The organism is Amycolatopsis sp. GA6-003 (assembly GCF_046267895.1).
Lineage (GTDB): Bacteria > Actinomycetota > Actinomycetes > Mycobacteriales > Pseudonocardiaceae > Amycolatopsis.
Map to the genome: position 1 here is coordinate 6,895,259 of NZ_CP176499.1, position 26,106 is coordinate 6,921,364.

The window sequence follows — 26,106 nt, forward strand, 5'->3', positions numbered from 1 at the left end:
CCGTCCGCGCTCGTCGGAGAGCAACCCATCGCATCGGGCCCACGCTGCTGATTACGCCGAACGGGTGAAATCGCGGCCGAAAATCAAACCGGGAAACGGCCCTGTCTCACGCGTTCGCAGCGCCGACCGGCCGGAGGCGCGCTCCGCTTGAGTCGCAGAACCCCTTGGTATGAAAGCGATTCGCGACTGACGCCTTCGTTCGGCACCGGGTGTCCACTGGGGTCAGTCGGCACCGCAATGCGGATTCCGCAGCAACTCTCGTTCCCGCGCAGGCAATCCACATCGAACCGCGAAATCGGTACGGAAACCGTCTCGCTCCGCAAGGCTCCTGCCAACCCGCCGCAAGGGGTGATTCCTGAGGCACTGCAAGAATTCCCGAACTTGCGCGGTCGGGTACTGTCGATGCCCCTGGGTGATATTTTGCTCCGAACGGCTGAGTGTCGCCGACGTATCCGTCACCCTGGTGGAGCATCCTGTACCGGGAAGCGGCCTGGGGCGGGACCAGGCGCAGGGGAGGAAACGCTGTGCAGTACCTGCGGGAAGACGAATATCTCATTCGGCAGCAGCGAGCGCTGGCGGAAATGGTGCGTCGGGGACGGCGGAAGCGCAGTTTTCAGCTAGCCGAACATCTGGCGGCGGAGGGCGGGGTGCACCGGTCGGACGTGCTCGCCGTGACCGCGCTTTTCCTTGCCTGCCAGGCGGTTCGGCAGGGCGACGCCGCGGCCGTGCAGCGATTTTCTCGTGCGTTTCGCAGTTGTGAGCGAAGCAGTGTGGATCTCGCTCGGCAGCTCATGCGATTGGAAGCGGGCCGGGAACAGGGATGGCTGCCGCGCGCGCATTACGACGAGCTTTTTTCCTACGCTTGGCGAGAAAACCGGCCGGACATTCTGGTCAAAGCCTCGTTGATTCAGCCGCGCGATGTTCCGGCGGCCGGATGGTGGGCCGAGATGGAGCGGAATCTCAGCCTGTTATCCGTCTGAATCGCCGGAAGGCCACTCGATCCGGGCGAACAGCGCACGCAATTTCGCGCCGCGGGTCTCGTTCGTGGCGCTGATCCACGCGATCCGGCCCAGCAGGTGCGCGCGGAAATCCGGGTGCCCGGCGCGGTTCTGCGCCGCCGGGCCGGTGCGGACGCAGTTGTGCAGCACGGCCCGCAACTCGTCGTACTCGGAGCGGGCGGCCGCCGGCGCGGCGTTCACCACCAGGCCCGCGACGCGTTGCTGCCGGTAGGCCGGTTTGACCGACGTCTTGTCGTCGCGCAGCCGGAAGCCCTCGTCGGTCACGATCCGCCGGACGCCTGGCAGCAGGCGGTGCAGCGAAAGGCTCGCGTCGCCGGAGAAGGCCAGGTCGTCGGCGTAGCGGGTGTAGTTCGCGCCCAGCACGGCGGCGAGGCCGGAGAGCCTGCGGTCCAGATGGTGGGTGACGGCGTTCGCCACCGAGGGCGACGACGGCGCGCCTTGCGGCAGATGCGTGCCGGCGAGGTGGTTCAGCATCCTCGAGCGCGCCGGGGCGGAGCGCAGGACGTCGACCGGGGTGCGGGTGGTGAGGATTCCGGCGAGGGCGGCGGCGACGGCCTTCGGATAGCCGGCCAGGTCGAGCAGCGAGCGCACGCGGGACGCGGAGACCGTCGGGAAGAAACCGGCCAGATCGAGCCGCACCACCACGTCCTGTCCGGCGTGCGGGCGGGCGCAGGTGTGGATCGAACGGCCGCGGCGGAAACCGTGCGCGGCCTCGTGGACCGGGAGCGCGTCGAGCACGTGCCGGCGGACCCGGCGCTGCAGTTCGGCCAGCCGGGGTTTCGGCCGTTCGATCAGCCGTGCGCCGCCGCTGGTCGTCGGAATCCAGCGGTAGCAGTAATGCCGCAGCACTGGCCGGGACCGCCGGTGCCAGCCGCCTTCATCGGCGAACCAGGTCAGCTCGCCGGGTGTGAGGTCGAGGGCGGCGGCGCATTCGCCGAACGTGGTCCACCGGGCGACCGGCCAGCGCCACACCGGCATCGGTTCGAGCAGCGACGCGGAGGCGACTCGTTCTCCGTTCATCCGCGCTGTCTCGCACGCGGAGCGTGCCGCCGCTGCGCGGGGCGCTGTGGGTACGTGTCGTGCTGCTCCCCGGGGTTGCCCCGGAGTGGGTGGTCCTCCACCGGCTCACCTCCGCGTCGCCGATTCCCACCCTAGCCACGAGCACCGACAAAACCGGCCGGGGGAGGACCCGGTGACCGAGCCCACCCTTGACCCAGAGCCTTGGCTATAGCAACTTTTGCACTATGCAAGGTTTGCCGGACGACGCGGCCGCGCTCGAGCGGCTGACTCGCGTGCTCGTGGCCGTGGCCTGGGACAGCGCGCACGCCGCCCCGCGCGGCGTCACCTTCCCGCAGGTGCGGTTGCTGGTGGTGCTCGACAGCCTGGGCCGCGTGCCGTGTTCGCGGCTCGCCGAGGCGATGGGCGTGAACGCGTCCTCGGTGACGCGGCTGGCCGACAAGCTCGAGGCGCACGGGTATGTCGTGCGCGGCGAGGACGCGCACCGCCGCACTGTGGTGACGATCGAGGTCACCGCTGCCGGACGCGAGGTCGTCGCCGGGGTCGTCGGCCGGCGGCAGCGCGCGCTGTCCGAGCTGCTGGCGGAAGTGCCGGCCGCGCGGCAGCAGGCGGTCTCCGCGGCGGTCCGCGAGCTGGTCGCGGCGGCGGAATCGGCACCGGGCGTGCCCACGGCGGGGCCGGGTCGGCTGTGAAGGCTCCGGCGCGGGCCGCGCACCTCGGCGACTTCGCAGTCAATCCGCGGATGCTGCTGATCACCGCGATCGCACTGCCAGTGGGCGGCGCGGCGGCGGTGGCGGCGTTCGCACTGCTCAAACTCATCGGCTTGATCACCAACCTGGTCTTCTACCAGCGCGTCGCCACGGACCTCGTCGCGCCGGGCGCGCAGCAGCATCCGTGGTGGCTGGTGCTGCTCGCGCCGGTCGTCGGCGGTCTCGTGATCGGCGTGATGGCGCGCTACGGCTCGGAGAAGATCCGCGGCCACGGCATGCCGGAGGCGATCGAAGCGATCCTCACCGGCGGCAGCCGCGTGGCCCCGCGCGTCGCGGTGCTGAAACCGGTGTCGGCGGCGGTCAGCATCGGCACCGGCGGTCCGTTCGGCGCCGAGGGACCGATCATCATGACCGGCGGCGCGGTCGGTTCGATCCTCGCGCAGCTGCTGAAACTGTCCGCGGATGAACGCAAGACGCTGCTCGTGGCCGGTGCCGCGGGCGGGATGGCGGCGACGTTCAACGCGCCGCTCGCGTCTGTCCTGCTGGCCGTGGAGTTGCTGCTCTTCGAATGGCGGCCGCGCAGTCTTGTGCCGGTGGCCGCGGCGGTGTCGGTCGCGACGGTGTGCCGCGGGTTCCTGCTCGGCACCGGTCCGGTCTTCGGAGTCCCGTTCACCGGGGCCAACCCCGGTCCGGCCGCCGACGGTCTCGCCCTCGTCCCCGGCCTGACCGGCGGGTTGCTGGCGATCGGCGCGACCGCGCTCGTCTACTTCGCCGAGGATTTGTTCGGGCGGCTGCCCGTGCACTGGATGTGGTGGCCCGCGATCGGCGGTCTCGTGATCGGCGTCGGCGGCCTGCTCGAACCGCACGCGCTGGGCGTCGGTTACGACGTGATCGACGCGCTGCTCACCGGGCACGCGACCGCGTCGCTGATCGTCGGGATCCTGGTCGTGAAAACGCTGATCTGGGCGCTTTCGCTGGGATCCGGGACTTCGGGAGGCGTGCTGGCGCCGGTGTTCATGATCGGTGCCGCGCTGGGCGCCGCGGAGGGCGGGTTGCTGCCCCACGTCGCGCCCGGTTTCTGGGCGACGTGCGGGCTGGCCGCGGTGGTCGGCGGCGTGATGCGGTCGCCGTTCACCGGCATTGTGTTCACTTTGGAGCTGACCCACGCGTGGAGTTACTTGCTGCCGCTCGTCGTCGCGTCGTTCTCGGCGTACGGGCTTTCGGTGTTGCTGCTCAAGCGTTCGGTGCTCACGGAGAAGATCGCGCGGCGACGCCTGCACCTCACTCGCGAGTACACGACTGATCCACTTGAGACGTTCTTCGTGCATGAAGTGATGACGCACCAGCCGGATGTGCAGATGTCGGCTGATGTCGTCGTGTACGCGGACGACACCTTGCGCGACGTCGCGAACGAACTGGCGCTCGGGCACACCACGCAGGCGCTGGTGGTTGACCGGCACGATCCTTCGCGGGTGCTCGGCAAGGTGACGCTGGCGCAGTTGCTGCACGCCCGGCGGCGGGACCTGCACGAGGAGCATCACCGGGAACGGTTGCTGGGCCGGTCGGTCAGCGCTTGAGCCGCTGTTTGTCCACTTTGCCCACTGGGGTCAACGGCAGTTCTTTCCTGAACTCCACAGTGGACGGTACGAAGTGCTCGCCGCCGAGTTCCGCGCGGACCTGATCGCGCAGTTCGTCGGCGGTGGTGTTTTCGGCGACCACCACGGCGTGCAGAAGGGCTCCGTCCGGACTTGGCGCGGGGACTACCGCGGCGGCCGTTACCTTGGGGTGGCTGAGAAGTGCGTGCTCAACTGTGGTCGAGGAGACCTTCGTGCCGTGCTCGCCGGTCACGATGACGTCGTCGATCCGGTCTTCCAGATACAGGTAGCCGTCTTCGTCGAAGCGGCCGAGGTCGCCGGTGCGCAGCCAGCCGTCGCCGATCGGCGGCTGGTCCTGGTATCCGTCCATCATGGACAGTCCGCGGACGAGTACTTCACCGTCGTCGATGCGGGCTTCCATGCCGGGCACGATGCGGCCGACCGAGCCGAGAAGTTCCGGCCGGGCAAGGACTTCGTCCGCTGAGATACTGGCGATCATCGGCGCTTCGGTAAGCCCGTAACCCTGTCCGACGACCGGGCCGAACACCCGCAGCGCCTCGGCCAACCGGCGGGGCGGCAGCGGTGCGGCGCCGAGGGAAAGCTGTTGCACGCTGGATACGTCCGTAGTGGACAGTTTCGGATGGTCGAGCACTGCGGCGAGCCGGGGCGGGGTAAGGGAAAGCGTCGTGATGCGATGCCGCTCGATATCGGCGAGAACGCGCTCGGCGTCGAACTCTCGGTGCAGTACCACAGTGTTGCCGCAGCAGAGCGCACCTAGCACGGCGGCGTTGCCGGTCATGTGCGTGAGCGGCGCGGTGACGAGGGCGGTTTTGGTGCCGTCCGGCTGGAAGATATGGGCGACGCCGTCGTAAATTCCGCTGTGCCGGATGAGTTTCGGGGTCCCGGTGGTGCCACCGCTGGGGAAAATGGCCGTGACCCGGTCCGGCAGGGTGTCCGGAGTGGACGGACGCGCGGCGGCGAGCTGGTCGAGTTCGGCGTCGGTGAGCAAGGTCGCCCCGGTGGCCGCCAGCGTCGCCGCTCGCGCCGGACGGCTCGCGGACGCCGCGATGAGCACGACTTCCAGCCCGCGCAGCTGCGCGGCAAGCTGGGCGAGCACCACTTCCGGCCGGTTGGCGGCGTCGATCGCCACCCTGCCGCGCACCTCGGAGAGCCCGCCGTACAGCCGGGACAGCAGTTCTGCCGCCGCGCGGTACGTCATGGCGGTGTCGTCGTGGTGGAACAGCACGGTGTCGCCGCCGTCGCGGAGCGCGGAAAGGACGCGGGACAGGAAAAAGCTCACCCGGCACACCGTAGTCGTGTGTTGGCCGAGAACGGCGATCGCGGCTAGGTTCGCTGTCATGACCGCTCCGCCCGCGATCGACGCGGCCTCGAAAAGCTGGCGCAGAGCCCTCGCCGACCTGCAGGCCGGGCTGCGCGCCCGGGAACTGTGGGCATTGCTCGCCTGGCAGGACATCAAGCAGCGCTACCGGCGCTCGTCGCTGGGGCCGTTGTGGATCACCGTCGGGATGGCGGTCACCGCGCTCGCGCTGGGCGTGGTGAACTCCGCGCTGTTCGGCAGTTCCATCTCGACCTTGCTGCCGAGCATCACCACCGGGCTCATCCTGTGGAACTTCATGAACGGCTGCATCGTTGAAGGCTCGGAAACGTTCATCGCGAACGAGGGGATGATCAAACAGCTGCCGGCCCCGGTGTCGGTGTACGCGCTGCGCACGGTGTGGCGGCAGGCGTTGTACCTGGCGCACAACCTCGTCGTGTACGTGGTGGTGCTGGCGATCTTCTTCGGCAAGCTCTCGCAGCCGTACCGCTTGGTGGACAAGGACGGCGCGCTGCTGCATCCCGGGCTGGGCTGGGGAATGCTGCTCGCCGTGCCCGCGCTGATGCTGGTCATGCTGAACGGCGCGTGGGTGGTGCTGCTGTTCGGCGTGGTGTCCACCCGGTTCCGCGACATTCCGCCGGTGATCCAGAGTTTCATCACGATGCTCTTCTACGCGACGCCGATCATGTGGTCGATGGACCAGGTGCGGGTGATGAATCAGGGCTCGCACGAAGGATTCGGCTCCCTCGCGGTGAATCTGCTGCAGCTCAACCCGGTGTACCACTTCGTCGAGATCGTGCGCGCGCCGCTGGTCGGTCAGCAGCAAAGCTGGACGCATTGGCTCGTCGCGGGCGCGGTGACCGTGGTCGGCTGGTCGCTGGCGATGCTGGTGCTGCGCAATTACCGGGCTCGGGTCGCGTACTGGGTTTAACTGTCCATTGAGGACTTAGTTCCTCCTCGCCGCGATCGTGCTGAGGCTGCCGGGCGCGCACGCCCGCGTTACCGTTGTCGCAGGGGCTCGCCAACGGAGGTCGCATGAAGCGTCGGAAGGCAATGCTGGCTATCGCCGGGACGGTGCTCGCGATGAGCACGGTCGCCGCCACTCCCGCCGGGCTCACGCCGCGGCAACTGGCCGGACAGCGGGTGATCTACTCCTATCCCGGGCTGACCCCGCCCGCCTCGCTGCTGCAACGAATCCGCGCCGGCGAGGCGGCCGGCGTGATTTTCTTCGGCGAGAACATCTCGGACCCTCACCAGATCAGCGCCGTCGTCCGGCAATTACGGGACGCGAACGCGCAAAGCCCGGTGCACCGCCCGTTGCTGCTGATGACCGACCAGGAAGGCGGCAAGGTCCGCCGGCTGCCCGGCGAGCCCGTTCTGTCGGAGAAGCAGGTCGCCCAGTCCGCGGACCCCTCCGCCGCGGCCAAAGCGGCCGGCACCGGCGCTGGCCGGAACCTCGCCGGGGTAGGCATGAACGTCAACCTCGCGCCGGTTCTGGACGTCTACCGCCAACCGGGCAATTTCATCGACAAATACGGCCGCTCTTACAGTCAGGACCCGCAGGTGGCTGGTTCGCTGGGCCGGGATTTCGTGACGGCCCAGCAGTCCACGGGCGTCGCCGCGACGGCCAAGCACTTCCCCGGCCTGGGTGCCGTGCCGGCCGGAGGCAACACGGATGTCGGCCCGGTGACGCTGAACGTGCCCCTGCCGGAACTGCGCGCCAAGGACGAGGCTCCGTATCACCCGGTGGTCGAGGCCGGGGCGAAGCTCGTGATGCTCTCGTGGGCGGTGTATCCCGCCCTGGACGCCTCCCTCCCCGCCGGCCTCTCGCCCGCGGCGGTGCGGGAACTCCGCACCGAGACGCAGTTCGCCGGGGTGACCGTGACGGATGCCCTGGAAGCTGGCGCCCTGAAGTCCTACGGCGGGCCGGGAAACCGCGCCGTGCTGGCGGCGAAGGCGGGGATGGATCTGATCCTGGCTTCGGCTCGGGAGGTGAGCCAGGGGGATGAGGCCGCTTCCGCGCTGGCCGCGGGTTTGTCGAACGGCTCCCTGCCGAGCGGGGATTTCACGGCGGCGGTGGATCGGGTGTCGGCGTTGCGGGATGGGGTGCAGTAGGCCGTTCGCGGGATTAGGCGATTTTACCTGCCTCGACGCGTCACAGGCTGAGGCGTGCGGCTTGGCCGTAGCCGCGCGACGAAATTCTGGATACCGCTCGTCGGGTGCTTCTCCGCGCAATACGACTCGGCGGTCTCCACGGTTTCAGCCGTCTTCCCCGAGTCTGAGGACGCCCCGACGCCGTGCGGAGCCTGCTAGCGTTGGATCTGTTCGGCTCGCCTCTCGCGCGCTTATCCAGCAAACACCCCCGTTCCGGTGACACCCAGCGGTGTGGACCTCGCGCTGACGGCGGACCGAACGGGCACCCTTGCGTGCGACCCACCCACGACGGGAGGACGAATGCAAGCTTGGTGGCTCCTGGTGGCCGTCGCCGCGGTGTTCGTGGTGCTGGCCGTGGTGTTCCTGCGCCGCGCCGCTCGGCGTCGTTCTGCCGTTTCGCCGCCGGAACCTTCTCCGCCCTCCCCGCCGGACGAATCGGCGCGCCGGTGGGTCTCCCCGTCGGACGACGTGCCCCGGCGTGCTCGCCACCGCCTTGACGAGGCGCATCCTCTGGCGCGTTATCCGGTCGCCCGGCAACGTCCGATGCGGCATCCGCGACCGTCGGCGCAGCAGGAGTCCGCGCCGGAGCGGCGAGACTCCTAGTCCGGCGGATCCCGCCTTCTTCACCGACCCTGGCCTGGAAGGCAGAGCGCGGCCGTCGATCGATTTCATCGCTGAATCGCAGCGAAAACAGGTGTTGGACTGGAAGGTCGGCGCACGCCAATACTCAGCGCATGACCTCTGTGCCTGGCGTTTCCGCCGAGGATTCCGGCCCAAGCGACGACCGGCACCTCGTTGGCGAGGTGTCCAGGGCAGCTGATGGCGTCGCCCTCGACGCGGCCAACGCCAGCCACGCGGCCGATGGTGAGCCGGTCGACGGGGAGACTCGGGACGTCGTCCGGTTGTTGCGGAGGTTGGGCGGCAGGGCGTTCGCGCTGGCGTTCGTCGCCGGGATCACCGGGCTGACGACCGTCGCGCTGGTGTTGGGGCTGGCCGGGTTCGCGTTGGTGCTCGCGCCGGTGCGCGGGGTCAGGCGAGGAGGTGGGCCAGCAGCGCCCGCGCCGCGGGGTTGGTGAGGTTTGCCGAGCGGCCGGTCAGGTAGATCGTGCGGGCCAGCGTCGGCTGGGTGAGGTGGGCGAACGGGAGTCCGGAGCGAGCGGCGACCTGCTCGGGGACCACGGTGACGCCTAGCCCGGCCGCGACCAGGTCGACCAGCAGTGAGACGTTCGTTGCTTCGCAGACCTGGTCGCGCCGGACGCCGGCCTCGGTGAAAGCCCGGTCGACCAACGCTTGCAGGCCGCTTCCGGTGAAATCCACGAAAGGTTCGCCGTCCAGTTCCGCCAGCCGGACCCGGCGGCGGCTCGACAGGCGGTGTCCGGGATGGGCGAGCAGGACCAGGTTCTGCTCCCAGCTGGCGAACTCGGCCAGGTCCTCCGGCAGCGGACCGCCCACATAGGACAGATCCAGTTCGCCGTCGGACACCGCGGCGGTCAGTCCGGGGATGGTGCCTTCCCGCACGCGCAGCCGGATTCCGGGGTAGCGGGCGCGGAATTCGCCCAGCTTCGCGGGCAGGTCGAGGACTGTCAGGGTCTGGATCGTCCCGATCGACACCCGGCCGCGCGCGAGTCCGGTCACCGCGGCTACCTCGCCGCGGGCGGAGTCGACGTCCATGGCGATCTGGCGGGCCAGGGGGAGCAGGGCCTCGCCAGCGGGAGTGAGAGTCACGCGGCGGGTGGTGCGGTCGAACAGCTCCGCGCCGAGGTCGGCTTCCAGTTTCCGGATGGACGCGCTGAGCGCGGACTGCACGACGTGCACGTCCTGCGCGGCGCGGGTGAAGTTGCGGTGCCGGACCACGGCGAGGAAGTGCTCGACCTGCCTCAGCTCCATCGGCTTCGCCTCCGTCTCGCCACCGGGAAGTGGTTCGACGAACGTACCGCGCGGGCCGGTCGGGGACGGCCGTTCGGGGCAGAGGCGGGGATCACGCCAGCGGGTCCATCGGCACGCCCTCGACCTGCTTCGCCCGCCACACCGGGGCGGTCGAACCCCGCGCCGTGCTTGATGCCCGGGAACACGCCGCGGGCGTTGACTGCAGCAGGCGGTCGTGGAGCAGGGCGATCTTGTCGGCCAGAGAGCCGGATCAGGCCAGTTCCGCCGAGACGACCGACGACAGTGCGCGCAGCGCCTCCAGCAGGGCGTCGAGCGCGTCCGGGCTGACCAGGACCGTGCTGACCATGCTGCTTTCCCGGACGCCCTCGCGGACGTCGACGGACAGTTCGTGGATCAGCTTCCCGTGCTGGGTCAGCGTCGCGACCAGGCCGGGGATCTGGTCGATGCCGCCGACGAAATAGGTCGCGATCCGGCGGCGGACCAGCATGGCCGGGGCGGAGGTGTACGGGGCGGACGAGAAGGTGCTCAGGGACATGGCGTACTCCGGGAAAGAAGGTCTGGCGGGGAAGAGAGGGCCAGGTCCCGAAGCAAAAACCGCACACCGGCATCGCGCGCCGGCAGCCTGGTTCAGCCGGCGCGCCGGGTTACGAGTCGCTCGGACGTCATGAGGCGCAGCACAGCGACAGGCTAACACGGCGCCGCGAGAAGGCAAAGCAATCCACAATGGACACCAAGCTCAGCAGGGTTCGTTCCCGGGCTCGCGCAGTTCTTCGGCCTTGCGGACGGTGTTCTCGCCCAGCTGCGAGGCCTCAGCGGAGGAGGACGCCGGGGTTCAGCACGCCTGCCGGATCGAGCGTGTCCTTCGCGGCGGACAGGGCGGCGGCGAACGGGTCCGGGCGTTGCCGGTCGTACCACGGGCGGTGGTCCCGGCCGACCGCGTGATGGTGGGTGATCGTGCCGCCGTTGGCCAGGATCGCTTCGGACACCGCGGTTTTCAGCTCGTCCCACTGCGCGACGGTGCTGCCCCAGCGGCCGGTCGCGTAGATGCCGTAGTACGGCGCGGGGCCGTCGGGATAGACGTGGGTGAACCGGCAGGTCACCACGCCCGCGCCGCAGATTTTGGCGATCGCCGCGTGCGCGGCCGCCGTGACCGCTTCGTGGAGCGACTCGAACGCGTCCCAGGTGCAGGCGGTCTCGAAAGTCTCCACGATCATCGACCGGCGGGCGAGCGCGTCACGCTGGTACGGCATCCGCAGGAACGCCGAGCGCCACGCCGAACCCGACTCGCCGCGGCGGGCGGTGACCGTGCCGCCGTGGTCCGCGGTCAGTTCGAGCGCGCGGTCCAGCCAGGCGTCCACCGGATGGTCGGCGGACTCGAACGCGAGCAGCAGCAAACCGTCGGCCTGGACGCCGGTGTTGAGGAACGCTTCCGCGGCGTCGAGGAGCCGGCAGTTCGCCGGGTACAGGCCGGACTGCGCGACCGCCCGGGTCGCGTGCACCGCGTCGGCGTACCGGGTGAAGCTGACCGACGCTTTCGCTTGCCAGCGTGGACGTTCCTGCAGGCGCATCCAGGCTTCGGTGATTACGCCCAGTGTGCCTTCCGAGCCGAGAAACAGCCGATCCGGTGACGGTCCGGCTCCTGAACCGGGCAGCCGGCGCGATTCGCTGATGCCGGCCGGGGTCACGACGCGCAGGGACTCGGTGAGGTCGTCGATGTGCGTGGCCAGCGTGGCGAAGTGGCCGCCGGCGCGGGTCGCCAGCCAGCCGCCGAGGGTGGAGTGGGTGAACGACTGGGGGTAGTGCCGCAGCGTCAGGCCGTGCGGGCGGAGCTGGTCCTCCAAGGCCGGGCCGTAGACCCCGGCTTGGATGCGTGCGCCGCGGCTCGTCCGGTCGATCTCCATCACCTGGTCGAGACGGCCGAGATCCAGCGACACCGCGGGCGCGGGAAACCGCGGTTCGATGCCGCCGACCACGGAACTGCCGCCGCCGTACGGAATTACCGGGGTGCCGTCGGCGGAACACCAGTCGAGGAGGTCGAGGACGTCCTGCTCGGACTCCGGCCGCGCGACGACGTCCGGCACCGCTTCGACCCGTCCTTCCAGATTTCGCACGACGTCCCGGAACGCCTTGCCGCGGGCGTGCGACAGCCGGTCGACCTGGTCGGTCGAGCACAGCCGGGCCAGTGCGGCGGGCGGGCGGAGCCGGGACGGCGGCACCGGCAGCTCGTCCGGCGCGGGCGGAGCGTGGTCGGTGAAGTCGTGGCCGGGAAGGAAGGCGGCGGTGCGCGCGACCAGTGCCTCGGATTCTTCGGCGGTCAGCGCTTCCTCGGTGTCGCCCCACCCCCACCAGGACCGTGTCATCCGTCTGCTCCCTTCCGAATTGACCCGAGGGTAACTTACTCTAGGGTAATAGGCGTTGAGGAGGAAAGATGAGCGTGCTGACCGCTGCCGCGCCGTTCGTGGTGAACCGGCTGCTCCCTCGCTTCGACCAGCGGATCGAGGAGTCCGCGAAGCCGTTCGCCCGGCCCGGCCTGCTGCGGCCGCATCCGGACTCGCGGGCCTGGGCGTGGACGCATTACGGCATCTTCGTGCCGGAACTGCCGCGGCCGCACCGCTACCTCAACACCATGACCCTGATCGGCAGCACCGGCACAGTCTGTTTCGACAACGACTACCTCGCGACCTCCGACGCCCGCCGCACCACGACGGTTCTCTCGTCCACCGCCGCGCCTGGGCATCATCATTACCGGGCCTACGATTCCCACACCGAATGCCGCTTCGCCGAGGACGGTTCGCGACTGGAATGGGATTCGGACCTGGCTATCGGAGCAGCACATCCGTCCTATCAGGTACACGCGCGTTACGAGGGTTTCACCGCGGATTTGTCGATCACCGCGACGCCGCAAGTCTCGTGGTTCGTGCGCAATCCGGCTTACGACCATTTGAGCCTCCTGGCCACCTTCACCGGAATGATCGCCGACGACACCGGCGAGACCGAGATCAGCGGTCTGTGCACCGTGGAGTACGCACGATCGCTTTCCCCGCAAGCACTTCGACGTGCACCCCTGCCGCCGCGATTCAAGCTGCCAATCGACTTCTTCACCTACCAGATCATCAATCTGGACGACCGGACGCAATTGCTGCTGACCGATGTCCGCGCGGCCGGTGCGACAGCTTGCCGACTGGCCCACCTGCGCACACTGGACGGCACCGCGACGGTGTTCCGGGAGGTTAGGGTCGAGGTAGCACATCGGCCAGAGCCGGAGATCGATCCACTGGGCCGGGAAATGCGCGTCCCCGAGGGTTTCAGGTGGACGGTGCACGACGGCACTGAGAAGGTCGTAGCGCTGGAGGCGATTGTGGACAGTCCACTGCGGTATGGCCATGGGCGCGGCTATGTCGGCGCATACACGTATTCTGGCGAGTTCCGGGGACGACCGGTATCGGGAAGCGGTTACTTCGAATGGGTCGATTGCGAGGTCAACCGCGCAAGGAGGTGAGGATGCGAGCGCAGCGCCGGGTGGTGGTCTCGGCGGTTTCTTCGGGATGCTCCAGCCACCAGTTGACGGTGGCAGCGACCGCGCCGTACCAGATGCGAGCGAACAGCGAAGCGTCGGCAGGATCGGCGAAACCGGCCGAGGACAAGGCTTCCTGAGTACCTTCCGCACCGAGCGCGGAAAGCTTGCGCCGGTATGCGCGAGCCGCCCCGTCCACTGCGGAGCCCGGCGGCAAAGTCGGATCCCAGAGAACGGCCCAGTCCAGACGACGAGGCTCCAGCGTGCGGAAGATGGCCTCAAGGGTCCCCAGAGCACGGCTCAGCCCAGTGCCGGTCTGAGCTTCGGTGACAGCGTCGACCAGCGGTGCCGCACCACGGTGCAGGCAGGCAAGATAAAGCCCGTCCTTGGACTCGAAATACCCGTAGACCAAAGGTTTGGAAATCCCGGCCCGCCGAGCGACGGCAGCCACCGAGGCATGGGCATAGCCCTGAACACCGAACTCCTGGACGGCAGCATCAAGAATCAGCCGCTCCCGCTCGGGCCGCGGCATCCCTTTACTGCCAGCCGGATTCACCACTACGCCAGCATAGCCGATGCGGTAACCGCAGATCCAAATACATTGTGGACCCCCCAAAAAAACCAACCGCCACCGATGCACCCAACCAACAAGGCACCCACACCTCCCCCCGCCCCCGATACACAGCCAAAAACACGGCGCTGGGGTGCTTGTCAAGGCATCTTTCCCGCCTTGACAAGCACCCCAGCGCCGTAGTCACACTAAAAAATCGGGGTGCCCGCCCCACCCCCCGGACGCAATGTCGCCGCCAGGCGACGAGCCGTCCCCCTGGCAACGAGAAGGATGCACGGATCGGCAACACCTCTGCCCCCGCCGACAAGCCCAATCCCCCCAGCACACGCAACACTGACCCCGCGGGGCAAGGGAGCGAACCAGGAGGCCGAGATGGCACAGCAGTCGACACCAAAGGCCGCCGAAGGGCAGCTCCGCGCGAACGCCCTAGGCACCGGCGGAATCGCCTTCCTGGTCCTGGCCGCCGTCGCCCCGCTGACCGGCATGGTAGTAATCGCCGGACTAGGAATCGCCCTGGGCAACGGCGGCGGAATGCCCGCCTCCTTCCTGATCGCCGGAGTCATCCTGCTGCTCTTCGGCGTCGGCTACGCAAGAATGAGCCGATACGTCTCGAACGCAGGCGGCTTCTACGCCTACCTGACCGCCGCACTAGGCCGCCCAGCAGGCCTCTCCGGAGCCTTCGTAGCGCTGGCCGGATACAACTGTTTCGTCGCAGGCGCAGTAGGAACCTCCGGCGCACTGACCGGCGGCGTGGTCAACCGAGTCTTCCACTTAGACCTGCCCTGGGAGCTGTGGGCCGGACTCTCCGTGGCAGCAGTGTTCTTCCTGAGCCGCCGCGGCGTAGACGTTTCAGCAAAAGTCCTGGCAGTATCACTGATCCTGGAAGTCAGCATCCTCGTAGTATTCGACGTAGCAGTACTGAGCAAATCCGGGTACTCCCTCAGCGCATTCTCCCCGACCGTAGTAACGTCCGGATCGCTCGGCCTAGGCTTACTGTTCGCCGCCACCTGCTTCATCGGCTTCGAAGCAACCGCGTTGTTCAGCGAGGAAGCACGCGACCCAAACAAGTCAGTCCCACGGGCGACCTACATCGCAGTGATCGCAATCGGCGTCTTCGCAGCCATCACCTCACTCGCCCTGGTGAGCGCGATCGGAGTGGAACACGCCAAATCCGTAGCACAAGACCATCTCGCAGCAGGCGACCTGCTCCTGGCCACGTCACAGGACGTCCTGGGAACCGCACTCACCGACGCCATGCAGCTGTTGCTGGTGGTAAGCCTGTTCGCCGCATTGCTGGCACTCCACAACTCAGCGAGCCGATACATCTACGCACTCGCCCGAGACGGGGTACTGCCAAAACCGCTGGGACACACAGTTTCCGGTACCCCGCGCAACGCCAGCGCCGCGCAAATCGGATTCGCAACTCTCGTCGCCGCGATCTTCGCGGTGCTCGGCCTCGACCCAGTAGCGTTCTTGACGTCGTCGATGACCGGCTTCGGGACCTTGGCAATCCTGGTGCTGCAGGCCATGGCATCAATCGCGGTAGTGGTGTTCTTCCGCCAGCGGCGCGACCCGCATTGGTGGAGCACCTTCGTCGCCCCCGGGCTAGGCGGGGCCGGGCTGATCGGCGTGATTGTGCTGGCGGTGCTGAACTTCCCGACAATGGCGGGCTCGGACGCGGCGTGGATCGGATTGCTGCCGTGGTTGCTGCCGATCCTGATCGGCGCGGGACTGGCGACGGCCGGATATCTCCGGCGGAAACGTCCGGAGACCTACGCGGCGCTCGGGCCCGACGTGCGGTGAGTGTGCTCAGCCCTTCGTCTTGGCGCGGTCGTGGGCCCAACTGGTGATCGCCATTCCGACGAAAACCAGCACCAGGAGCGCGACCAGTTGTCCGCCCCATCCGCCGGGGACCCAGGCGAACGCACCCCACAATTGCCGCGCCTCGTGGTCGAAGAAACTGCGGATCGCGGCCTGCGCGCATACGACGGTGATCACCATGCCGACGATTTGCACCGCTGAATAGCCGCCCTTGCTCATCTGCTCTCCTCGGGTTCTCGTGGTGCACTCAGTGTGGCGGAGCAAACTCCCCAGCACATCGGACCTGCGGCGCGAACCGGGACCGACCAAAGTCGAGGATTACGACTTTGGTCTAGGGCGCGGACTGTGCCGAGGGCGGCTGCACGGCGGGGGCGGATCGGCGAAGATGGGCGGGTGCTCGTTTCGCCGGCCAAGCTCAAGCCGTGGCAGCAGGGGTGGCGGCTGCTCGTGGCCGCGCTGCTCGGCGCGTTCGCCTGGCTGGCGGTCGCCTCCCAGCTGCCGGAGGGATTCGAGGACGCGCGGACCGAGTGGCTGCTTTTCGGCGATCCGGTCCTCGGGCTCGGCTGCCTGATCGCGTCCCTGTGGCGGCGGAAGTATCCGCTCTCGATCGCGACCGGGGTGGTGATCGCCTCGGCGGTGTCGGCGACCGCCGGGGGCGCCGCGCTGCTCGTGCTCGGGTCGCTCGCGACCCGGCGGCGGCCGCTGGAGACCACGTTCATCGGGCTCGCCTGCGTCGCGACCGCGGCGATCACCGAAGGCCTTTACCCGCGCGGCAGCGACCCGGACCCGTGGTGGCTGTCGATCTCGTTCGTCGTGCTGATCACCGGCATCGTCGTGGCGATCGGGGCGGCGATCGGGGCGCGGCGCGAGGAGCTGCAGTCGCTGCGAGAGCGGGCGGAGAGCGCGGAACGCGAGCAGGTCGCGCGGGCGGCCGAGGCGCGGATCGTCGAGCGGCACCGGATCGCGCGCGAGATGCACGACGTCCTCGCGCACCGGGTTTCGCTGGTCGCGATGCAGGCCGGGGTGCTCGGGCATCGCACCGATCTGCCGCCGGAGCAGGTGTCGCTGCTGGCCAGGGGGATCGCGGACGGCGCGCACCAGGCGCTGGAGGAGCTGCGGGAGGTGCTCGGGGTGCTGCGGGCCAGCCCGGGCGGGCTCGAGCCGCCGCAGCCGTCGCTGGCGAATCTGCCCGCGCTGGTCGCCGACGCCCGGGCGCTGGGGGTCGACGTCGAGTACCTCCCGGAGTCCGTCGGGACGCCGCCGGATCTGCTTGCCCGCACGGTGTACCGGATCGTCCAAGAAGGACTGACCAACGCCGGGAAACACGCGCCGGGCGCGAAAGTGCGGGTCACGGTCGCGGGCGGGGAGGGCGAGGGCCTGCGCGTGACGGTGCGGGATTCCGGCGCGGCCAGGGGCGAGGCGCCGCCGCCGTCGGCCGGGTTCGGGTTGCTGGGGCTGTCCGAGCGGGTCGAGCTCGCCGGTGGTGAACTGGACCGGCACGCGGACCCGGACGGCGGGTTCGTGCTGACCGCGTGGCTGCCGTGGCCAGCCCGCGAAGGGAGCGAGTGAGTGGACCGGGTGCGGGTCGTGCTCGTCGACGACGATCAGCTGGTGCGGATGTCGCTGCGGCTCATGCTCGACGGCGAAGCCGACCTGGAGGTCGCCGGCGAGGCCGCGGACGGCGACGCCGCCATCGCCGAGGTCCGCCGGCTCCGGCCGGACGTCGTGCTGATGGACGTGCGGATGCCCGGCCGCGACGGGCTGAGCGCCACCGAGGCGATCCTCGGCTGGCCGGACCCGCCGCGGATCCTGGTGCTGACCACCTTCGACTCCGACGAGATGGTGCTCGGCGCGCTGCGGGCCGGTGCTCTCGGGTTCGTGCTCAAGGACACCCCGCCGCCGGACATCCTGGCCGCGGTGCGCGCGGTCGCCGCCGGGAACCCCGCGTTGTCCCCGGCGGCGACCAGCCGGTTGATCACCGCGGCGATGGGACCGCGGTCGTCGGAGACCCGGCGGGCCGCGCGGGAGGCGGCGCGGGCGCGGCTGGCCGCGTTGACCGAACGCGAGCGCGACACCGCGCGGGCGATCGCGGAAGGGCTGTCGAACGCCGAGGTGGGCGAGCGGCTGCACATCAGCGTGGCGACGGTGAAGGCGCATACGAGCAGCTTGTTCGCGAAGCTCGGCGTGGTGAACCGGGTGCAGATCGCGCTGGTGGTGCGCGACAGCGAGGAATAAATCCTCAGCGGCGGACGGCTTCGGCACAGTTATCCAGAAATGCCGCAGGATTAGCCAACGAAATGCGAAAACTGCCCCGGCGGATGGAATATTCCTTCGGTAATTTAGGCTGTTTGCCGCAGTGAATCACCTTCGCTCTCCGGTACCATCTTGACGCCAAAGTCCCTTTTTCCAGCTGGCGCGCTTTTTCTGGAATTGATCCGGAATCCCCTTGTTTCGCACCGGGCGGGCTGGCACACTCTCGCTAGGAGTCCTAACTAGCCGGGTCGGGGTGGGGAGGAAGCCGTCGTGCGGGCTGGAGATCCGGTCGCCGCGCTCCGCGGGGTTTCGCTGCGGGTCACCAAACAGCGGATCGCGGTGCTGGAGGTGCTGCGGAACCGGCCGCACGCCGCGCTCGAGCACATCCGCGACGAGGTGCGCGAGAAGCTCGGTTCCGTTTCCGCGCAAGCGGTTTACGACGTGCTGGCCGCGCTGGTCGGGGCCGGGCTCGTGCGCAGGCTCGAACTGCCCGGCTCCCGCGCCCGGTTCGAACTGCGCACCGACGACCACGACCACGTCGCGTGCCGCGAGTGCGGCGCGGTGGCGGACGTCGAACGCGTCGACCTCCCGCGCGCGGAGGAAAACGGCTACCGCATCGACGCGCCGAGGTGACGTATTGGGGCGCCTGCCCGTCCTGTCTGTCCGCACCGCCGACGAAAGAGGAGCAATGACCTTCGCTGACAACACCGACCCGTTGACCACCGCGGCCGGCGCGCCGGTGACCGACAACCAGAACAGCCTCACCGCGGGTGCGCGCGGTCCGGTCCTGCTCCAGGACCTCTGGCTGGTGGAGAAGCTCGCGCACTTCGACCGCGAGGTGATCCCGGAGCGGCGGATGCACGCCAAGGGGTCCGGCGCGTTCGGCAAGTTCACCGTCACCCACGACATCAGCCGCTACACCAGTGCCGCGTTGTTCAGCGAGGTCGGCAACGAGGTCGAGACGTTCGTGCGGTTCTCCACCGTCGCCGGGGAACGCGGCGCGGCGGACGCCGAACGCGACATCCGCGGGTTCGCCGTGCGCTTCTACACCACGCAGGGCAACTGGGACCTGGTCGGCAACAACACCCCGGTCTTCTTCCACCGGGACCCGCTGAAGTTCCCCGACCTGAACCACGCGGTGAAGCGCGATCCGCGGACGAACCTGCGCGACGCGGAGAACAAGTGGGGGTTCTGGACGCGCCTTCCCGAGGCGCTGCACCAGATCACCATCGTGATGAGCGACCGCGGCATCCCGAAGACCTACCGGCACATGCACGGTTTCGGCTCGCACACGTTCAGTTTCCTCAACGCGGTGGGCGAGCGGCACTGGGTGAAGTTCCACCTGCGCACCCAGCAGGGCATCGAAAACCTGACCGACGCGGAGGCGGACGCGCTCATCGGCGAGGACCGCGAATCGCACCAGCGCGACCTGTACGAGGCGATCGAGCGCGGCGACTATCCTAAGTGGACGCTGTATGTGCAGCTCATGCCGGAGGCGGACGCGGAGACCTACCGGTTCCACCCGTTCGACCTCACGAAGGTGTGGAGCAAGAAGGACTATCCACTGGTCGAGGTCGGCGAGCTGGAGCTGAACCGAAATCCGGAGAACTACTTCGCCGACGTCGAGCAGGCCGCGTTCACCCCGGCCAACCTGGTGCCGGGCATCTCGGTCAGCCCGGACAAGATGTTGCAGGGACGGCTGTTCTCCTACGGCGACGCCACCCGCTACCGGCTCGGCGTGAACCACCATCAGATCCCGGTCAACTGCCCGCGCGGGGCGACGCTGGTCAACACCTACCACCGCGACGGCGCGATGCGCGTCGACGGCAACCAGGGCGGAGTTCCGGGCGTGCAGCCGAACTCCTTCGGGCGGTGGGCGGAACAGCCGCAGTACGCCGAGCCCACGGGACCGGGCGGGGCGGTCGCGGACCGGTTCGACTACCGCGAGGACGACGACAACTACTACGAACAGCCGGGCAACCTGTTCCGGCTGATGGACGAGGGCGCGCGGCAGCGGCTCTTCGAGAACACGGCGCGGGGGATCAAGGGCGCGCGCAAGGACACCGTCGAACGGCATATCGAGAACTGCGCCAAGGCGGACCCGGCGTACGGCGCGGGAGTGCGGAAGGCGTGCGAGGAGATCGGGGCGTTGTAACCGGGGTTTGCCGTCCGTGCGGGGAATCCGTCTAGCCCACCGCCTAACGACTAACCACCCAGGTTTCGAAACCCCCTCGCAGGGTTCCCCTCACGGACGGTCGGCAAGAGTTACGCCGTCGCCTGCTCGTGTTCCGGGCAGTCGGTGCGTAATTCGTTCAGCGCCAAGGGTTTCCGCATCAGATGGCAGTGGTGCGGAGCCTCCGGCTCCGGATGTTCGTTGGGTCCGAAGAACCGGCACGTCGTGCACACCCGGGCGACGTTGATCGCTCCGGCGCGCTGCAGGTCCGCGATCACCCGCAACAGGGTGTGCAGCGTCGCGGCCCGGTCCGGCTCCGGCAGTGCGGCCAGCGAGCCCACCAGCAGCGCGTCCCACGCCGACAGTTCGGCGGACACCTGGAAGCCGCGGTCGGTCAGGGTGAGCAGGCGGCGGCGTCCGTCCGAACCCGGCGAGCGGGTGAGGAGTCCTTTGCGTTCCAGGGCGCTGATCGCGTCGGACATCGTCGGCGTGGTCACGTCGAACTCCGCGGCCAGTGCGTTCACCTCCCGGCGCGGGGCGGGATGGCGCGCCAGGGACAGCACCGCCTGCTGCTGCAGCGGCGAAAGGCCCTGGGTGCGGGAGCTGCGCTGGGAGAGCGAGCGCAGGCCGTTCCCGAGCCGTTCGATGGCGTCGGCCAGCCGCCGGTCGAGGCCTGGTTCGTGCTCGGGCATGCGCGCCGCCTCACGGTTAGGACTCCTCGGCACCATGATAAGCGACGGCACGGGAGAAGGCCGGGACCCACCGGCCCCGGCCTTCTCCCTCGCCAGGTGGCTCAGACGAGTTTCTGCGCCTCGAGCAGCGCGTCCCGCAGGATCTGTTCGATCTCGTCGAACTCCGCCCGCCCCGCGATGAGCGGCGGCGCGAACTGGACGACCACGTCGCCCCGGTCGTCCGGACGGCAGTAGAGGCCGCGGTCGAACAGCGCGCCCGGCAGGAAGCCGCGGACGAGGCGTTCCCGCTCCTCGGCGTTGAACGTCTCGCGGGTCGCCTTGTCCTTGACCAGTTCGACGGCCCAGAAGTAGCCGTCGCCGCGGACGTCGCCGACGATCGGCAGGTCCAGCAGCTTGTTCAGCGTCGAGCGGAACGCGTCCTGGTTGTCCAGCACGCGCTGGTTGAGGCCCTCGCGTTCCATCAGGTCGAGGTTCGCGAGCGCGACCGCCGCCGACACCGGGTGCCCGCCGAAGGTGTAGCCGTGCGGGAAGCCGACTCCCGCGCCGAGGAACGGCTCCATCACCCGGTCCGACGCGATCAGCGCGGCGATCGGGCTGTACCCGGAGCTGAGTCCCTTGGCGCAGGTCAGCAGGTCCGGCTGGAGGCCGAATTTCTCGCTGGCGAACGTCGCGCCGTGCCTGCCGAACGCGCAGATCACCTCGTCGGCGACCAGCAGCACGTCGTGCCGGTCGCAGATTTCCCGCACCCGCTCGAAGTACCCGGGCGGCGGCGTGAGGCAGCCGCCGGAGTTCTGCACCGGTTCGAGCACGACCGCGGCGACCGTGTCCGCGCCCTCGAACAGGATCGCCTCCTCGATCCGGTCCGCGGCCCAGCGGCCGAACGCTTCGAGGTCGTCGGCGAACTCCGGATGCCGGTACAGATTGGTGTTCGGCACGCGGAAACCGCCCGGCGCGAGCGGTTCGAAGTCCTTCTTCATCGCGGGAAGGCCGGTGATCGCGAGCGCGCCGTGCGGGGTGCCGTGGTAGGCCACCGCGCGGCTGATCACCTTGTGCTTGCCGGGTTTCCCGGTCAGCTTGAAGTACTGTTTCGCGACCTTCCACGCGGACTCGACGGCCTCGCCGCCGCCGGTGGTGAAGAAGACGCGGTTGAGGTCGCCCGGCGCGAGATGCGCGAGCCGTTCGGCAAGTTCCGCCGCGGGTTTCGTGGCATAGCCCCAAATCGGGAAGTACGCCAGCTCGTTCGCCTGCTGTGCGGCGACTTCCACGAGTTCGCGGCGGCCGTGTCCGGCCTGCACGACGAAAAGCCCGGCGAGTCCGTCGAGAATCTTGCGGCCGCGGTCGTCCCAGACGTGCACGCCCTCGCCGCGGGTGATCACCGGGACCGGGGTCTCCGGGTAATTCCCCATGCGGGAGAAGTGCATCCACAGGTGCCGGGCTGCTGCCGACTGAGTGTCCATCGCAGATCCCTTCTCAGACGTTCTGCGGGAAGCCGAGGTCGAGTCCGCCCTGTCCGGCGCCCGGCCAGCGGGTGGTGACGACCTTGGCGCGGGTGAAGAAGTGCACGCCTTCGCCGCCGTGCGCGTGGGTGTCGCCGAACAGCGAATTCTTCCGGCCGCCGAACGAGTGGTAAGCCACCGGAACCGGCACCGGCACGTTCACGCCGACCATGCCCGCCTCGACGTCGGCGGAGAACCGGCGGGCCGCGCCGCCGTCGTTGGTGAAGATCGCCGCGCCGTTGCCGTACGGTCCGGCGTTGATCAGCTCGATCGCGTCGGCGAACGTCTCCACCCGGACCACGGAGAGGACCGGGCCGAAGATCTCGTCGGTGTAGATCGGCATGTCCGGGCGGACGTGGTCGAACACGGTGGGGCCGACGAAGAATCCCTCGCCGTCCGCGTCGAACTCGCCTTCCCGGCCGTCGAGCACCAGCGTCGCGCCGGCCTCGGCCCCGGCGGCGATGTAGCCGGACACCCGGTCCTTCGCCGCCGCGGTGACCAGCGGGCCCATGTCGCAGCCGCGGGTGCCGTCGCCGGTCACCAGGGTCTTCGCGCGGTCGGCGATCCGCGGCACCAGAGCGTCGGCGACGTCGCCCACCGCGACCACCACCGACACCGCCATGCAGCGTTCGCCCGCGGACCCGAATCCAGCGCTGACCGCCTGGTCGGCGACGAGGTCGAGGTCGGCGTCGGGCAGCACCACCAGGTGGTTCTTCGCGCCGCCGAGCGCCTGGACGCGCTTGCCGTTCGCGGTGCCGGTTTCGTAGACGTACTTCGCGATCGGGGTGGAGCCGACGAACGAGACCGCTTCGATGTCCGGGCTGTGCAGCAACGCGTCGACGGCGGTTTTGTTGCCGTGCAACACGTTGAACACGCCTTCGGGCAGACCGGCTTCGCGCCACAGCTCAGCGAGCCAGTTCGCCGCGGTCGGCACCTTCTCGGACGGCTTCAGCACCACGGTGTTCCCGGCCGCGATCGCGATCGGGAAGAACCACATCGGGACCATGGCGGGGAAGTTGAACGGCGAGATGATCGCGACCGGGCCGAGCGGTTCGCGAAGCGACGTGACGTCGATGTCGGTCGACGCGTTGGCCGTCGCCGCGCCCTTGAGCAGCTGCGGGATCCCGCAGGCGAACTCGACGACTTCCAGGCCGCGCGCGACCTCGCCCGCCGCGTCGGACAGCACCTTGCCGTGCTCGGCGGTGATGATCCGCGCGAGTTCGTCGGAGCGCGCGTCGAGCAGTTCGCGGAACCGGAACAGCACCCGGCTGCGCTTGGCCAGGGAGGTCTTGCGCCAGGCGGGGAACGCGGCCTTCGCGGCGGCGATCGCGGCCCGCGCGTCCGCGGCCGAGCCGAGCGGCACGCGCGCGGTGACCTTCCCAGTCGCCGGGTTCGTGACGTCCCCGTATCCGTCCGGCGAGCCTGCTGCCTCGCCGCCGGCGATCCACTGGGACAGCGTCGGCACGGAATCGCTCATCGAGCCACCTTTCTTCCTGGTCTTCGCCCTCTGAGGGTCCCTCCCGGACGGGTCGCGGGTAACCGACGAACCGTCGGTTTGCCGGAGGCTGGCTTTACAGTTCGTCGGGTTATCCTGACGGCGTGCACCTGACCCTCCGCGACGTCCTCGAACTGCCGGTGATGGCCGCCGGGGCGCCGGTGGTGCGCTCGGCGGCGGACGCGGTCGACGTGCCGGTGCGCTCGGTGCACGTCAGCGAGCTGAGCGACGTCGCGGGGACGCTGACCAGCGACGTTCTGGTGCTCTCGATCGGGCGCGCGTGCACCGAACCGGGCTTCGACGCGGTGGCCTACGTCCGGTCGCTGCGGGACGCCGGGGCGATCGGGCTGGTCGTGGAGCCGGGGCAGCATCTGAAGTCGTTGCCGGACGCGCTGGTGCAGGCCGCTCGCGCCGCGCGCTTTCCGCTGGTGGAGCTGCGCAGCACGGTCCGCTTCATCGAGGTGACCGAGATCGTGCACGCCCGGATCGTCAACGCGCACTACGAGCGGTTGCGGCTGGCCGAACGCGCGCACGAGGCGTTCAGCACGGTCGGCTCGGCTTCGCAGGCGCCGGACGCGGTCCTCGCGCACGCGGCGGACTTGATCGGGTTGCCCGTGGTGCTGGAGGACCGGACGCACCGGGCGCTCGCGTTCGCCGGTGTCGGTTCGGCGGAAGCGGTGCTGCGCGATTGGCCTGCCCGCTCCCGGCGGGTGCCGTTTTCCGCGACGACCGAGGTCGGCGGTCCGGAAAGCTGGATGTGCACGCCGGTCGGGCCGCCGCGCGAACGCTGGGGCCGGCTGGTCGTGCCCGCGCGGTCGGCGGAGCAGCCCTCGGCGTGGCTGGTGCTCGAACGCGCGGCGGAGGCGTTGACCGTCGGGAAGTTGCTGGAACGCTCGCCGCTGTCGGTGGAAATCGAGGCGCAGGGAGATTTGCTGCGCGACCTGTTGCACGGCGCGGACGAGGGTTCGGTCCGCGCGCGGGCCCGGGCGCTGGGGCTGGCGCAGGCGGCGTACTACGCGGTGCTGGTCTGCCGTCCGGCTCGGGCCGGGCTGGAGCGGGCGCTGCTGGACGCGGTGCTGACCAGCGACGGCATCGGCGGCGTGCTGGCGGAAGGCCGGGTGGCGGCGGTGTTCCCGTGTTCCTCGCCGACGGCGGAGAAAGCGTTGCTGGAGCGGGTGGTCGCCGGGGTTCCGGACGGACTGGCGGCGGCGTTCGGGGCGGCTGGTCCGGTGCGTCGGCTCGGCGAGCTGCCGGCGGCGCTGCAGGAGGCGGTGCACGTCGCGGACGTCGAATCGCCTGGTGCGCCCGGACTTCGGCGGGCTGGCGACTTGGGGGTGCGCGGGTTGTTGTGGTGGTTGCGGGAACATCCGCGGCTGCACGAGTTCACCGAGGCGCAGTTGCGGCCGTTGCTGACGTTGCCGGAACCGCGGGCCAGCCGGGCGTTCGCGACGCTGCGGGCGTATGTCGAGTCGGGGTACTCGATGACGGAGTTCGCGAAAGCGTTGAACCTCAGTCGTCCGGCGGCGTATTCGCGGTTGGCGACTATTGAGCGGGTGCTGGGTGTCGACCTGTCCAATCCGGACACTCGGCTTTCGTTGCACCTAGCGGTTTTGGCGCACGGACACCGGGAGTCAGCTTCCGGCTCCCCAGCGCAGTGACAGCCGGTCGGCGGCGCGTTCGGTGCTGATGTGCATCATGCTGCCGAGAATGGTCGCGCGGTCGATGACGACGATCGTGCCGTCCGGGGTGCTCGTGGTGCGCTCGCTGACCAGCACCGGGGTGTCGACCGGTTCGTCGAGCAGGCGGGCGAGCTTGTCGTCGAGGACGTCCGGGCGGATGGTTTCGGCGGCCCGGCCCACCACTACGTCCAATTCGGACAGTGCAGTGTAGAGCGATACCGTGGTGAAATCGGTGTCGCGCAAGCGTTCTCCGTGCGGCGGCGCGACCCACGACACCTGGTGGATCGCCCGGCGGCCGCCGAATTCGCGCACGCGCTCCAGTCGCAGGCCGGATTCCGTCGCGCGGGCCTGCAGCCGCGCCGCGACCCGGGTGGGCAGCCGCCGGACCGCCTGGCTGACGACCTCGGTGCGCACGACGTAACCCTGATCGCGCAGGTCCTCGGTGAAGCTGCGCAGAGAGCCCAGCTGGTACGAGGCCGGCGTCGGCGCCACGAAGGTGCCGCGGCCGGGTTGTTGCACGATCAGGGCTTCGTCGCTGAGTTCGCGCAGTGCCTGCCGGAGCGTCATGAGCGTGACGCCGTAGGACGCGCTGAGTTCCCGCTGCGGAGGCAGGGCCTCGCCGGGCGCGTACTCCCCGGCGCGGATCTTCGCGGCGAGATCCGCGGCGATCGCTCGGTATCGGGCCATGCGCGTC

At 69.3% G+C, this 26,106-nt stretch carries 25 protein-coding genes; 14 read left to right on the forward strand and 11 right to left on the reverse strand.

Going from position 1 to position 26,106, the window contains the following annotated elements:
• The first annotated feature begins 524 nt into the window (after positions 1-524).
• Positions 525-980 carry a hypothetical protein gene (locus F9C12_RS31285; protein WP_409185342.1) on the forward strand — a complete coding sequence of 152 codons (456 nt, stop codon included), beginning with the start codon at positions 525-527 and terminating at the stop codon, positions 978-980.
• Here the strand turns inward: F9C12_RS31285 and F9C12_RS31290 are convergent.
• A complete protein-coding gene (locus tag F9C12_RS31290) occupies positions 969-2,039 on the reverse strand; it encodes a reverse transcriptase family protein (protein ID WP_409462751.1) in 1,071 nt (356 codons plus the stop codon). The genes F9C12_RS31285 and F9C12_RS31290 overlap by 12 nt on opposite strands.
• 224 nt (positions 2,040-2,263) lie before the next feature.
• Here F9C12_RS31290 and F9C12_RS31295 point away from each other — a divergent pair, with 224 nt between their 5' ends.
• On the forward strand, positions 2,264-2,728 hold the full coding sequence (locus tag F9C12_RS31295; protein ID WP_409462752.1) for a MarR family winged helix-turn-helix transcriptional regulator: 465 nt from the start codon (positions 2,264-2,266) through the stop codon (positions 2,726-2,728).
• Positions 2,729-2,778: 50 nt separating this feature from the next.
• Complete coding sequence (locus F9C12_RS31300; RefSeq protein WP_409462753.1) at positions 2,779-4,323, forward strand: chloride channel protein; 1,545 nt, start codon at positions 2,779-2,781, stop codon at positions 4,321-4,323.
• Here F9C12_RS31300 and F9C12_RS31305 read toward each other — a convergent pair.
• Positions 4,313-5,641, reverse strand: coding sequence for a class I adenylate-forming enzyme family protein (locus F9C12_RS31305; RefSeq protein WP_409462754.1), 1,329 nt, complete (start codon positions 5,639-5,641; stop codon positions 4,313-4,315). The two genes, F9C12_RS31300 and F9C12_RS31305, sit on opposite strands and share 11 nt — an antisense overlap.
• A 58-nt stretch (positions 5,642-5,699) precedes the next feature.
• Here F9C12_RS31305 and F9C12_RS31310 point away from each other — a divergent pair, with 58 nt between their 5' ends.
• The 4 genes from F9C12_RS31310 to F9C12_RS31325 all read left to right on the forward strand — a co-directional run bounded on the left by F9C12_RS31310 (position 5,700) and on the right by F9C12_RS31325 (position 8,907).
• Positions 5,700-6,608 (forward strand): ABC transporter permease, encoded by a 909-nt coding sequence (locus F9C12_RS31310; RefSeq protein WP_409462755.1) that lies wholly within the window; start codon positions 5,700-5,702, stop codon positions 6,606-6,608.
• A 104-nt stretch (positions 6,609-6,712) separates the two neighbouring features.
• On the forward strand, positions 6,713-7,792 hold the full coding sequence (locus tag F9C12_RS31315; RefSeq protein ID WP_409462756.1) for a glycoside hydrolase family 3 N-terminal domain-containing protein: 1,080 nt from the start codon (positions 6,713-6,715) through the stop codon (positions 7,790-7,792).
• A 339-nt stretch (positions 7,793-8,131) separates the two neighbouring features.
• On the forward strand, positions 8,132-8,434 hold the full coding sequence (locus tag F9C12_RS31320) for a hypothetical protein (protein ID WP_409462757.1): 303 nt from the start codon (positions 8,132-8,134) through the stop codon (positions 8,432-8,434).
• 131 nt (positions 8,435-8,565) lie between these two features.
• Positions 8,566-8,907 carry a hypothetical protein gene (locus F9C12_RS31325; RefSeq protein ID WP_409185349.1) on the forward strand — a complete coding sequence of 114 codons (342 nt, stop codon included), beginning with the start codon at positions 8,566-8,568 and terminating at the stop codon, positions 8,905-8,907.
• Here the strand turns inward: F9C12_RS31325 and F9C12_RS31330 are convergent.
• The 3 genes from F9C12_RS31330 to F9C12_RS31340 form a co-directional block, all read right to left on the reverse strand.
• On the reverse strand, positions 8,861-9,718 hold the full coding sequence (locus F9C12_RS31330; RefSeq protein ID WP_409462758.1) for a LysR family transcriptional regulator: 858 nt from the start codon (positions 9,716-9,718) through the stop codon (positions 8,861-8,863). The genes F9C12_RS31325 and F9C12_RS31330 overlap by 47 nt on opposite strands.
• A 250-nt stretch (positions 9,719-9,968) precedes the next feature.
• On the reverse strand, positions 9,969-10,253 hold the full coding sequence (locus F9C12_RS31335; RefSeq protein ID WP_409185352.1) for a hypothetical protein: 285 nt from the start codon (positions 10,251-10,253) through the stop codon (positions 9,969-9,971).
• 274 nt (positions 10,254-10,527) lie between these two features.
• Positions 10,528-12,078: an FAD-binding oxidoreductase gene (locus F9C12_RS31340; protein WP_409462759.1), complete on the reverse strand. Its 1,551-nt coding sequence runs from the start codon at positions 12,076-12,078 to the stop codon at positions 10,528-10,530.
• A 68-nt stretch (positions 12,079-12,146) separates the two neighbouring features.
• Between F9C12_RS31340 and F9C12_RS31345 the strand changes: the two genes are divergently transcribed.
• A complete protein-coding gene (locus tag F9C12_RS31345) occupies positions 12,147-13,217 on the forward strand; it encodes a DUF6670 family protein (RefSeq protein WP_409462760.1) in 1,071 nt (356 codons plus the stop codon).
• Here F9C12_RS31345 and F9C12_RS31350 read toward each other — a convergent pair.
• A complete protein-coding gene (locus F9C12_RS31350) occupies positions 13,198-13,791 on the reverse strand; it encodes a TetR/AcrR family transcriptional regulator (protein WP_409185355.1) in 594 nt (197 codons plus the stop codon). The two genes, F9C12_RS31345 and F9C12_RS31350, sit on opposite strands and share 20 nt — an antisense overlap.
• A gap of 384 nt (positions 13,792-14,175) precedes the next feature.
• On the opposite strand from F9C12_RS31350, the gene F9C12_RS31355 reads away from it, so the two are divergent.
• Positions 14,176-15,606: an APC family permease gene (locus F9C12_RS31355; protein WP_409462761.1), complete on the forward strand. Its 1,431-nt coding sequence runs from the start codon at positions 14,176-14,178 to the stop codon at positions 15,604-15,606.
• Between the two features lie 6 nt (positions 15,607-15,612).
• Here the strand turns inward: F9C12_RS31355 and F9C12_RS31360 are convergent, their stop codons facing one another.
• Positions 15,613-15,843 carry a hypothetical protein gene (locus F9C12_RS31360; protein ID WP_409462762.1) on the reverse strand — a complete coding sequence of 77 codons (231 nt, stop codon included), beginning with the start codon at positions 15,841-15,843 and terminating at the stop codon, positions 15,613-15,615.
• 174 nt (positions 15,844-16,017) lie between these two features.
• On the opposite strand from F9C12_RS31360, the gene F9C12_RS31365 reads away from it, so the two are divergent.
• From F9C12_RS31365 to F9C12_RS31380, 4 genes are all read left to right on the forward strand, one after another.
• The gene (locus F9C12_RS31365; protein ID WP_409462763.1) at positions 16,018-17,193 is read left to right on the forward strand and encodes a sensor histidine kinase; all 1,176 of its coding nucleotides are present in this window, start codon (positions 16,018-16,020) and stop codon (positions 17,191-17,193) included.
• 48 nt (positions 17,194-17,241) lie between these two features.
• Complete coding sequence (locus F9C12_RS31370) at positions 17,242-17,859, forward strand: response regulator (protein ID WP_409467107.1); 618 nt, start codon at positions 17,242-17,244, stop codon at positions 17,857-17,859.
• Between the two features lie 288 nt (positions 17,860-18,147).
• Positions 18,148-18,510: a Fur family transcriptional regulator gene (locus F9C12_RS31375; RefSeq protein WP_409462764.1), complete on the forward strand. Its 363-nt coding sequence runs from the start codon at positions 18,148-18,150 to the stop codon at positions 18,508-18,510.
• Positions 18,511-18,565: 55 nt separating this feature from the next.
• On the forward strand, positions 18,566-20,032 hold the full coding sequence (locus F9C12_RS31380) for a catalase (RefSeq protein ID WP_409462765.1): 1,467 nt from the start codon (positions 18,566-18,568) through the stop codon (positions 20,030-20,032).
• Positions 20,033-20,142: 110 nt separating this feature from the next.
• On the opposite strand, the gene F9C12_RS31385 is transcribed toward F9C12_RS31380, so the two are convergent.
• From F9C12_RS31385 to F9C12_RS31395, 3 genes are all read right to left on the reverse strand, one after another.
• Entirely contained in the window at positions 20,143-20,742 is a 600-nt protein-coding gene (locus F9C12_RS31385) for a MarR family winged helix-turn-helix transcriptional regulator (RefSeq protein ID WP_409462766.1), read from the reverse strand.
• A gap of 101 nt (positions 20,743-20,843) precedes the next feature.
• Entirely contained in the window at positions 20,844-22,199 is a 1,356-nt protein-coding gene (locus tag F9C12_RS31390) for an aspartate aminotransferase family protein (protein ID WP_409462767.1), read from the reverse strand.
• A gap of 13 nt (positions 22,200-22,212) precedes the next feature.
• Positions 22,213-23,715, reverse strand: coding sequence for a CoA-acylating methylmalonate-semialdehyde dehydrogenase (locus F9C12_RS31395; RefSeq protein WP_409462768.1), 1,503 nt, complete (start codon positions 23,713-23,715; stop codon positions 22,213-22,215).
• A 122-nt stretch (positions 23,716-23,837) separates the two neighbouring features.
• Between F9C12_RS31395 and F9C12_RS31400 the strand changes: the two genes are divergently transcribed.
• Positions 23,838-25,391: a PucR family transcriptional regulator gene (locus tag F9C12_RS31400; protein ID WP_409462769.1), complete on the forward strand. Its 1,554-nt coding sequence runs from the start codon at positions 23,838-23,840 to the stop codon at positions 25,389-25,391.
• On the opposite strand, the gene F9C12_RS31405 is transcribed toward F9C12_RS31400, so the two are convergent.
• Positions 25,365-26,099 (reverse strand): GntR family transcriptional regulator, encoded by a 735-nt coding sequence (locus F9C12_RS31405; protein WP_409462770.1) that lies wholly within the window; start codon positions 26,097-26,099, stop codon positions 25,365-25,367. The genes F9C12_RS31400 and F9C12_RS31405 overlap by 27 nt on opposite strands.
• Positions 26,100-26,106 lie beyond the last annotated feature (7 nt).